The organism is Psychrobacter sp. CX21 (assembly GCF_057396255.1).
The window spans coordinates 23,609-34,994 of sequence record NZ_JBXYJG010000004.1 but is presented as its reverse complement, the minus strand read 5'-3'; the positions used below and the strand labels follow the sequence as shown (position 1 = coordinate 34,994).

Here is an 11,386-nt window from a genome sequence, read left to right as displayed (position 1 = left end):
AGGTTTAAATTTTTTTTATTGCGTTTTGTGAACGTAAGGTCATCACACATAAATTTTGAGTAATTAGATTATTGAGGTTATAAAATCTCTATAATTTTTTGATTATTTAATTATTTATAAAAAAGTACATAGAAGGTAGGGGGATTAATAGGGTATATAAGTTATCTAGTCAGCGAGCTGCTAAACAGTTACGGTGTTAGCCTCGTTAAGCCTACTATATTAGTACTTGAACTCGGTTGCCTTGTCACCACTTTAGATTACTATGACTATAGAGAAAAATAGATAGGCATAAATAGATAGACATAAAAAAAGAGCAGTATAAAACTGCTCTTTTCTGTTTCGATTTCTGTGTCTTGGTATGGGTGTTAGTAACGGTTTACGTATTAGAATGTTTATAAACGCTATTAAGAAAATAAATAACGATTAAAATAGCGCTTAAACTACCGTTCTAACCGTTTTTGCTTTATCAAGTGCGGCATATAATGCGTTCACTTGCTCAGCTTCTGTAAAATACAATTTAGCACGAACTGACGTAAATCGGCCAGTACTAGACTGCTTTACAACCAAGCTTTCAGTATCAAAATCTGGAAACTGCGTACCAAGTATCAGCTTAACTTCGTTCTTAAGGTTTTCGTGCTCGCCTTCATGACCAATAATGCTTAACGGATAATCCATAGGGAACTCCCAAAGATGCAAGTTTTGGATGTCTGTTTTTTTAGCATTTGGGTTTGTTTTAAGGGTTAAATATTGATTAGCGTTAAAATTTAGGTTTTTATTTGACATAGATGTCGCTCCACTTATTCGTGTCATTCTCCTGTATACACCCTATATGGGGGTATTTTTATAAAAGTAAAGTAGGGGGGTGGCTCATTACAGACAATAATACAACCAATAAAAAAGAAGCTAAGCATAGGCTTAACTTCTTTAGGGTCTATTGAAGATTTATATGTAGAACTATCGGTAACAAAATATAGTTAACCAAATAGTTGCGCTCTTATTAGTCGTTCTCAAGGAATGAACGTAAATGCTCAGAGCGAGAAGGGTGACGTAGTTTGCGCAGCGCTTTGGCCTCAATCTGACGAATACGCTCACGCGTCACGTCAAACTGTTTGCCTACTTCCTCTAACGTGTGATCGGTTGGCATATCGATACCAAAACGCATACGCAGCACCTTCGCTTCGCGTTCAGTTAAGTTGCCAAGTACGTCGCGAGTGGCTTCTTGTAGGCCAGCAGACGTCGCATCTTCAACAGGACTAGAAATCGTCTGATCTTCGATAAAGTCGCCTAAGTGCGAATCTTCATCATCACCAATAGGTGTTTCCATCGAAATCGGCTCTTTGGCAATCTTCAGTACTTTACGCACTTTGACTTCGTCCATCTCTAAACGTTCGCCTAATTCCTCTGGAGTAGGTTCACGTCCCATTTCTTGAAGTAACTGACGAGAGACACGGTTTATTTTGTTAATCGTTTCAATCATGTGGACTGGGATACGAATGGTACGCGCCTGATCCGCAATAGAGCGGGTAATTGCCTGACGAATCCACCACGTCGCATAGGTTGAGAATTTATAACCACGGCGATATTCAAATTTGTCTACCGCTTTCATCAAACCAATGTTACCTTCTTGAATCAAGTCAAGGAACTGTAAACCACGGTTGGTATATTTCTTAGCAATTGAAATTACCAGACGTAAGTTGGCCTCTACCATCTCTTTTTTAGCACGGCGTGCTTTGGCTTCACCAATTGCCATACGGCGCGCAACGTCTTTCATCTCAGAGATTTGCATATCGAGCTTGTTTTCGTGGTCTCGAATACGGCGCTGTAAGACAACCACATCGTCAACAACCTTAGCAAGGCTTTCAGCAAACTTAGGCTCACCTTTTAATCGATCTGACAACCAATCAACGTTGGTTTCGTTGCTTGGGAAAGTCTTACGAAATTCACTACGTGGCATCTTACCGCGGCGAATGACCAAACGCATGATTTGACGTTCTTGCTTGCGAACATCGTCATATACGTCGTGCATAATGGCCAATACATTTTCCGATACACGGTTGTTGAGCTTTAATAACATAAAGCGTTCAGCGAGCTGTGCATACGCCTCTTCAGCTTGCGGACTACCACGGCCATAATCTTCTAAAGCTTGTTTTGCAGTTTTAAACAGCTCTCGAATTTCATCAATACGCAGGCGAACAATCTCAGGATCTAAACCGCCGACTTCTTCTTCAGCATCGTCATCTGTCTCTTCATCTTCTTGGCCATCGTCGTCGATGTCATCATCATCGATATCTTTTGCCTTAGACTTAGACGCAATAACAGGAACTTTTTCTTCCTCTTCTTTAGCAGCTTCTGGCTCATCAGGATCTAAGAATCCTGTGATAACGTCAGAAAGCTTCTTCTCGCCAGCTTCAATTAAGTCGTATTCGTTTAAAATAAACTGTACAGTACCAGGCCAATACGCCATCGCATGCTGAACGTCACGTATACCTTCTTCAATACGCTTAGCGATAACAATCTCGCCTTCACGCGTCAATAAATCGACCGTACCCATTTCACGCATATACATACGCACAGGATCAGTCGTACGACCTGGCTCTGTTTCAACAGCGGCGAGAACAGCAGCGGCTTCATCAGTGGCCATTTCATCATCGCCAGACTCATCATTCATCAAAATATCATCAGCATCAGGCGCAGTTTCAAAAATTTTGATACCGACGTCAGTCAACATTTGGACGATGTCTTCAATTTGGTCGCTTTCAGTAATAGAGGCGGGAAGTTGGTCATTAACCTCAGCATAGGTCAAGTAGCCTTGCTCTTTACCCATCTGGATAAGGGTGGCTAGTTGTGAGGTAGATTGAGAGGCTGCCTTATCGGTCATAATATCTCGCTTGCATTAGAAGATGTGGGTTTAAAGGTGCGTGTGCTTATTAAGTTACGTCTTATAATTATTAGATCATTAAAAATTTAAATCATTAAAAAGTTAAACCATTTAAGAGAACGTATAGGGGATGACGATAGTGTAATATGTCATAAATCAAAGCCATTAAATAAGGGCTAATAAGGTGTCGTCAAGCGTCTGAATTATATCATATTATAAAATACAGCACCGTGTTACGTCCTATTTATAGCTATATTTATTCAAAATAGTCACAAACATAGTCGCGCTAAATAGCGTTAACTATTGAACCATTACTAATACTATGGGGTTTCGAGCTAATATTTAAAGCCCTAAATGATATAGGGTTATTAAATGCTTATTAAATGCTTATAAAATGGTTATTAAATGGCGACTAAATTGTTGATTGGTCTGATCGCTAATTAAGCCTACGTTTCTTTGATTTTACATAGTCTATTTAACCCAACTAATTCTGACTTAACCTATTTTAGCTGATTGTTCTGCTTGTCTACGTTTTTGCCAAGCATTTAAAGTTTGCCGCTGACGATTTAAATAACTGGTCACAAGAATGTTTTTGGTTTGGCTCATTTGTTTAGAGAGTGCTTGTAGCATCAGTTGTACTAGCAAATCATCGACCAACTCATCAATATCAATAACGCCACGCTGATTAAGGTTGGACCAAAAAGGATGCCAACGCTTTGCCAAAATATGCTGCTGCTGGGTAGGAATATTGGCCAATATATAATGTGCAGCCGCATTAGTGTCTTTGGGCAGATGTGTTGATAAAGTAGTGATCGTATCTATTAAGTTCAATAAGTTCTTATTATCAAAGGCATGCCAACTTGGGAGCTCAGGTTTTTGTATATTACCTCTGTCAATCTCTTGTTTGAGCTTAGGCGGCATTTGAATTGCGCTTACACCAGTCTCTTGCCACAGCCTTTGAATCGGATCGTCTGTTAGAATATCAGGTGAGAATAGCAAACACAGCTCGAGCTGACGACTGACCGTCATATCACTATTAAAATCTAATAAAACGTCATGAGCAGTGCTCTTTTGACCTTTACGACCACCAAGCTTTTGATAAATATCGTTATTTAAAAGATATTTAAAGCTTGAGCCTTTAGGTAGGTTATTGGTCAATTGGCGTACTTGAGACATCAGTTTGGCTTTACCTTCAGCCATGCTCAAATCATAGCGCTCGCTTAAATAAGCGAAAATATATTGAGACAAAGGCATGGCGCGCTTAATCTGCTCACGCATAGCTACAACGCCATGCTGCGTGATATACGTATCTGGGTCATGACCATTAGGTAGGGTTAAGAAGCGTAATTCTTTATCGTCACTGAGTACGGGCAGTGCTATCTCTAAGGTTCTCCATGCGGCTTTTTGACCAGCACTGTCACCATCAAAACATAAAGTCAGGGTTGGGTTAAGCTGTAGCAAACGCGATATCTGGCTTTCATTGATCGCCGTACCCATAGATGCAACTGCTCCATAGATGCCTGCTTGATACAAAGCAATCACATCCATGTAGCCTTCAACAACCACCCAATCATTGGCACGGTGCTGGCGTGACTCAAAATAACCGTATAGAACATGCTGTTTATGAAACACAGGAGAGTCACTTGAGTTTATGTACTTGGGTTTGACATCGTTGTCTAACGCCCGACCTGCAAAGCCAATTATTCTGCCTTGATTATCTCTAATTGGAAAAATAACTCGATCACGTAATAAGTCATAATCGCGTCCTTTATCGGACTGACGTACCAATCCTAAAGCCTTAAGACCTTCTATATCTTGAGGAAAGGCGTGTTCTAAATGTTGCCAGCCTGCAGGCGCGTAACCCAATTTAAATTCTTCTATCGTGCTATTGGTTAAATCGCGCTCTTTGAAATATGACAATGCATGAGCGTTGTTGCGTAGACAGTTTTGATAAAACTCACATATACTCGTCAGTAAATCGTACAAATTTCCATCTTGCGATTCGGGTGTTTGGGACGTCACAAATGCAGTGTCGTTTGATCCGTCAAATGAACCATTATTACCATCCACCCATTCAGGTGGCGAACCATAATAATAGTCACCTACATCCATCGTATCAGCATAGTCTAAGTCTTCATAATTAGAACTCGCAGGCGGTGTACCATCTATTGTCGATGACGAAAATGATTTTCCGTCAGCAGGATGTTGAATACTCGGTGAGTGACCTGTCGTAGTTTGGGCTACAGGTGATTTGGTGTCGTGGTCTACATTGTTATCTACGTTGTTATCTACGTTGTTATCTACATTGTTGTCTAAATTGTTGGAAGGGGTATGTTGAGGTGAAGCAAAGTGTCTAGCTTCGGGCCTTCTTTGCGTATGATTTGATTGTGGATTGCTTGTTTGATGACCGTTTGATTGCTGGCTATAAGTTTGCTGATTGTTTGTTTGGTGATTGTTTGTTTGCTGATTGCTTGTATGAGTGTAAGGTTGCGATGGTTTTTGCTGCGTGTACGTAGGCTGCTTTACTTGTCTTTTGTACTGTACTTTACGATTGTCTTCCTTTGGTATCTCAATACCTGTTTGGCGCGACAATTCGCGCACCGCCTCCATGAACGTATGATTTTCATAATCTTTTAAAAAGCTAATGGCATTACCGCCAACACCGCAACCGAAGCAGTTGTACACGTTCTTTTGCGGATTGACATAAAATGAAGGCGTTTTTTCACCATGAAAGGGGCAATTGCCCTTAAACTCACGACCTGCTTTTTTGAGCGTTGTATGCTTACCAATAATTCCAACTAAGTCGGCTTGGCTATTGAGCTGATCAAGAATATGATTTGGAATACTCATGGAATTGGCTTAGTTCGCAGGGCAATTTTAGAAAGATAAACAAAAGGTTATTGTAATTTAATTTATTAGGACGTGTCACTATTGGGATTATGCGGCTAAAAATGAAATAGATTATTGTCAAACACAAATAAATTCGAAGATAATATAGGCATATTAGCTAGGAATTAGACTCAGTTTGGCAAAAATATAGCCATTTTTAGACCATAACTTTTTTAATTTGCAAATAGGGACACGCCCTAAATTCATATCATTAAAAGAATAAGCCACTTTATATAGGTAAAGTGGCTCTTTAATCATAGCTCAAATAAAAGCTATTTGGGAGCGTCTTTTGATACAGGCTGCGTATTTGAATTATCAGGATACATGTCCGATGGGCTACTAAGGCGCTGAGCCGGTTGCGGCTGCGGTACAGTTTCTGCTTCTTCAGGTAGCCCAAGGCCTACACTGACGCCACGGCGCTGAGCTGGTATCGTAGGTAAGTCAGCTTGCGTTGTAGCTTGCTCAGGCAATTGTAATTGAGCCGCACGGCGAATAACTTGCTGTTTGGTATCGCCTGTATATTCGCTGGAAACTGATGCAGCATCTTCAACACGATTATCAGAACGTCCAAGTGTACCAAAACTTATTTTATTGAGTAAACTGCTCTTAATATTGGTATCCAGCTTAACTTTACCCTTACGGGTCAACCATTCAGGATAGTTAATTTGCAATAAGGTTTTGTATTGTTGAGCAAGATCATCCAAACCAAGTTGGTCATTACTATAGGCTAAAATGGCGATTGCTTCAGGCGTTTGCTCACTCAATGGGAAGTATTGAAATACCCATCTTGCACGGTTGGCTGCGGCCACATAAGCTTCACGCTTAATATACCAGCGCGCAACGTGTAGTTCATTCTCCGCCAGTTGATTATAAATATAGGTCATACGCTGAGCGGCATCGGGCGCGTACTTACTCTCAGGATAGCGGGTAATTAAATCCTGAAAATTACTAAATGCTAAACGCATATATGAAGTATCACGGTGAGCAGGATTTTGTCGCGCGACGTTAAAAAAGGTGTTGCTACTTGCATGCATGTTGGACACACCACGCACATAATAAGCATAATCGACTTGAATATTGCGAGGATAAAGTTTTATAAACTGCTCAGCACTGGTTGCTGCCAATTCAAACTCATTATTCTGAAATTGAGCATACATTAAATCAAGTAATGCTTGCTCTGCATAAGGGCCAGTAGGATAAAAAGTACGTAGCTCGTTTAGTTGCTCAGCTGCATTGCCATAGTTCTGCTTTTCGATTGATTCAATAGCATCTTGATAATATCTCTCAGCAGATCTATCAGCAGAAGCCACCGCATTTTCTTCATCACCAATGAGGTTTTTAAACGTTTGGCATCCCGTTAGGCCAAGCATACTCGCAGTGAGGACTGCTAAAGTCAGTTTAGTCATAGAGGATGATTTAGTAGTAGATGCAGTGGTAGTATTAAGAGTTGAAGCACGCTGCATGAATATCTCCGCAGAATATGATAGTCAAAGGATAAGGTAATTTGAATGGCTCTAGTTTAGCACGTCATGGTTATCATGTGGTATAGGATTATAATTCGTAGTGAAGAGAAAAGTTAAGTTCTTCCTCTTAAGGTAAGAAAGCTAATCTTTAAAAACTCATCTATAGAAACTCATCTATAGAAACTCATCTATAGAAACTCATCTATAGAAACTCATGTATAAAAACTATGCTTCTATAACAGAACTTAAAAACAAAGCTATTCAAAACGCTATTTAAATCGTTCAAGTGTCTCACGCCCTCATTTTCTCTTAAACATGATACACTTAGCGGATTAAGCTAAGCGATTATTTCAATATTAAATGGTTCAAACCTATGTCTTCAACATCCCGTTCAACGTCCGATATTCAACCACCAACACATACCCTGTTTGACAAAAATGCCACAGAGCGTAAGGATGGTAGTGATGTAGTTTCAAGCCGTTTAAGTACTAATATCAGCTCAAATGATCAGGGCTTAAGCAATGAAGACTCAATTGATGAAGACACAATTGACGAGGGCTTAAGTGATGACGGTTTTACTGATGATGAATTAAGCCATACTGATAACGAATCGAATAACGGTGATGAAACACATATTACAGCTGTACACACGGTGACCATTGAAGAGTCAGGTCAACGAGTCGATAAGCTTTCAGCGGATATTTTTGATACGCATTCTAGAGCGCAGCTGCAAGAATGGATTAAAAACGGAGATCTAGTGGTTAATGGGTTGGGTGTTAAATCCAAACACCGGGTTAAAGCTTTTGATAAATTGTCCTTAAACGCCGTATTAGAACAGCATGGTAACGATCAGCCAGAGAACATACCCTTAGACATTATTTATGAAGATGATAGTGTGATTGTTATCAATAAGCCTGTCGGTATGGTCGTACATCCAGGTGCTGGTAACTGGTCAGGAACATTGGTCAATGGATTGTTATATCATTATCCTAATCAATCGCATTTGCCTAGAGCTGGGCTTGTGCACCGTATTGATAAAAATACGTCCGGATTATTAGTGATTGGCAAGACCAAAGCGGCGCAGCTAAACTTACAAGATCAGCTCAAAGATAAAAGCGTTTACCGCCACTATCAATGCGTCGTCGCAGGGGATGAAGCAAGTTTGACGCGCCAGCGTGTTATAGATGCACCAATAGGGAGACACCGTGTCCAGCGTACAAAGATGAGTGTAACCAGTACGGGAAAATCAGCCGTCACTCATATTATTAATATTACGGCATTAGGCGAAAGTTATTCGTTATTGGATGTGCAATTAGAAACGGGGCGTACGCATCAAATACGGGTGCATTTAAGCCACATTGGTCACCCTATTATAGGCGATGATGTGTATGGTAACCGTCAGCAGCTTAGAGCAGGTATAACCAAAGAGCAGCGGGCCGCCATTCAAAACTTTCCACGCCAAGCCTTACATGCGTACAAACTTGGCTTTAATCATCCGGATACGGGTGACACTATAGAGCTTACCGCACCGCTTCCAGATGACATTGTGCAATTGTGTGCCGTTTTAAGCGAGTAGTAATGCAATTAGCTAGTCAACAATTTGTGCAAGTAGTGTTTCGTTTAAGGTTCTATCGTCATATAAAAATTATATGCTCTATGAGTGTTGTTCTACGTTAGCTAACATTAGCTTAATATCAGATGCTGAAAAATTGAAGTTAAATAACTTATGCTCAAAAACTTATGCTCAAAAACTTAAGCAAAACAACTTATGCTCAACTACCAAAACTAGTGCATTGGTTAAGAATAAAGGGGTAGGACTCATGACATCTAAAAAGGGGAGTACCCAGTCCAATTTGAGTACATATGACATCCAAGATGACCTGCCATCCGTACACAGCTTAAATCAACTCATAGACCCAAAGTGTTTTGAGGTCATTGCACATACAAAGGATGTGTTAGTGGTGCAAACGAATGCAGGGATGATATTAGACAGTTTAAATGTCTCTGACACTACTAATATGGATACAAGTTTTGGTAAATTTAATTTAGGGCTACACGTCAATGATGACCCGACAACAGTGTTGGCAAATAGAGCCTATCTTTTGGTCGCCTTGAATAAATATTTAGAAATTACGGATAAAAACAACGCTGAAACAGTTAATCAAGATCTAAATACGGATGGTAATACTGGCAAAACAACTAATCAAAACATCGAAAGCATATATTGGTTAAATCAGACGCATAGCAATGAAGTCTACAATATAGATACAGGTGTTATTAAGTGCTGTATTCAAAACAAAACTAATCATGAGAATAATCCCCAAAATTTAAAAAACTTACCGCCAAAAAAAGATTTTCAAACCCAAAGTTTATCACTGAATGCACCCAATGCAGACGCGCAGCTCACAGCTTATGCTCATAAAGCTTTGGCTATTATGACTGCCGACTGCGTGCCGATAGTATTGTTTAACCCAAATAGTAATCAGGTTGCGGCAATCCATGCAGGCTGGCAAGGTCTTGCCAGCGGCATTATAAAATCAACCTATAATACCTTCAATAAACTACTAGCCGATACCCATAATGATCTTGAAAAATCCTCTAAGTATTCTCATCAACCCATACACGCCTGGATAGGAGCTTGCATTAGTCAATCATGCTATGAAGTTTCTACAGAAGTAGTGGATAAGATACTGAGTGGCTGTGCTCAACTAGACTTGAAACTAGGCTTAGCTTCGCAACTCGATACTTCGACTATAAAACAGCACATTGTTAAACCTCATCAAAACCCTAATAAAGCATGGATAAATCTGCCCAAACTTGCACAATTGCAATTAGAAGCATTAGGAATAGAGGTTATTGAGCATAAATCTAACTCTATCAATAACTCAAATGGTTGTGATGACCCGAGTGTTCTGAATTTCTCTATTAACTATATAAAGAATAATTATGAAGACAGCAAGCACGATTTGAATAACAGCAATGCAGCTTATACCTGTAGCTATTCTAATTTAAAATACTATTCCTATCGAAGAATGACTCACAGTCAGCAGACGTCTACTGGTAGAATGGCGATGATTATTGTGCGTTTAAATCAAGAGTGGGCTATTTGAAGTAGTGGTTAAAATTTGCAATCCACATTAATCTTAGGTTAAATAAGCGCCCTAGCAAAATTGAACTAAAATTAAATTAAAGTCTTCTAAAATAAGTTCAGCTTTTTATTAAGCTTATTCAGTATATGTTCACCCAAAGTTAGGATATATCGTCCATGACCGCAGACCTTAACTCGAAAAAAAAGCGTCAAATCAAACCTGATGACGTTAATTCGCTTAAAATCGCTATTATTTACCACAGTAATTATGGGCACACGCGCCGAGTTGCACAGGCGATTGCAATGGGCGTGACAGCTTATGATGAAGCTAAAATTGAAGTTAAGTGTATTGATACAGATGACATGGATTGGGAATATGCGGATGACGCTCAGATGATCATCTTTGGAAGTGCCGTGTATATGGGCAGTATTACTGCAGAGTTTAAAACATTTATGGACAGTAGCTCCAAACGTTGGTATCACCGTATGTGGCAAGGAAAATGGGCGGCAGGCTTCGCTAATTCTGGAGGTTTGAGCGGTGATAAGTTAGCGGTATTGCAACAACTGTGTTTATTTAGTATGCAACATGGTATGAATTGGGCTGGGTTTCCTATCATGCCGACCGGTCACACAGAAACAGACATTAACCGACTCTCAAGCTTTTCGGGATTAATGACCCAGTCGGCAGATGCTGCACCAGAGGTAACACCATGTGAAGGGGATATTGAAACGGCCAGATTGTTTGGTAAGCATCTTGCGAAAATTTTACACACACAGCCGCCTTTGATTAAACATAACTAGGTTTAAAAAGAATAGCTGTTAAATAGAATAATGTTTAAAAAGAATTGCGGTTAAATTGAAAGATGAATATTATTACTTAAATATTAAGAATCATGAATAATATTCATAATGTCTAAATACCTTTGCTATTTAAGAATGATTTATATTTATGACCTCAGTGTGAGCCAGTACAGGAATAGGGTGTTCGACATTATAAAATGTACTGCACCCCGATATATTCATAAGGCTTGTCCCTAATAATATACACTGTACTAATACGGAAGGTTT

At 39.6% G+C, this 11,386-nt stretch carries 7 protein-coding genes; 3 read left to right on the top strand and 4 right to left on the bottom strand.

The annotated features are described in order from the left end of the window. Positions 1-435: 435 nt before the first annotated feature. From AC2SLP_RS03685 to AC2SLP_RS03670, 4 genes are all read right to left on the bottom strand, one after another. Positions 436-783, bottom strand: a complete 348-nt coding sequence (locus AC2SLP_RS03685; RefSeq protein WP_486535286.1) for a DUF493 domain-containing protein — start codon at positions 781-783, stop codon at positions 436-438. 214 nt (positions 784-997) lie between these two features. Next, the gene (rpoD, locus tag AC2SLP_RS03680; protein WP_486535285.1) at positions 998-2,878 is read right to left on the bottom strand and encodes an RNA polymerase sigma factor RpoD; all 1,881 of its coding nucleotides are present in this window, start codon (positions 2,876-2,878) and stop codon (positions 998-1,000) included. A 495-nt stretch (positions 2,879-3,373) separates the two neighbouring features. Further along, positions 3,374-5,728: a DNA primase gene (gene dnaG, locus AC2SLP_RS03675; protein ID WP_486535284.1), complete on the bottom strand. Its 2,355-nt coding sequence runs from the start codon at positions 5,726-5,728 to the stop codon at positions 3,374-3,376. A gap of 311 nt (positions 5,729-6,039) precedes the next feature. Next, positions 6,040-7,230, bottom strand: coding sequence for an outer membrane protein assembly factor BamD (locus AC2SLP_RS03670; RefSeq protein WP_486535283.1), 1,191 nt, complete (start codon positions 7,228-7,230; stop codon positions 6,040-6,042). Positions 7,231-7,603: 373 nt separating this feature from the next. Here AC2SLP_RS03670 and AC2SLP_RS03665 point away from each other — a divergent pair, with 373 nt between their 5' ends. The 3 genes from AC2SLP_RS03665 to AC2SLP_RS03655 all read left to right on the top strand — a co-directional run bounded on the left by AC2SLP_RS03665 (position 7,604) and on the right by AC2SLP_RS03655 (position 11,119). After that, complete coding sequence (locus AC2SLP_RS03665; RefSeq protein ID WP_486535282.1) at positions 7,604-8,806, top strand: RluA family pseudouridine synthase; 1,203 nt, start codon at positions 7,604-7,606, stop codon at positions 8,804-8,806. A gap of 244 nt (positions 8,807-9,050) precedes the next feature. Then, a complete protein-coding gene (locus AC2SLP_RS03660) occupies positions 9,051-10,340 on the top strand; it encodes a purine nucleoside phosphorylase YfiH/LACC1 family protein (protein WP_486535281.1) in 1,290 nt (429 codons plus the stop codon). A 155-nt stretch (positions 10,341-10,495) separates the two neighbouring features. Continuing rightward, on the top strand, positions 10,496-11,119 hold the full coding sequence (locus AC2SLP_RS03655; RefSeq protein WP_486535280.1) for a flavodoxin family protein: 624 nt from the start codon (positions 10,496-10,498) through the stop codon (positions 11,117-11,119). Positions 11,120-11,386 lie beyond the last annotated feature (267 nt).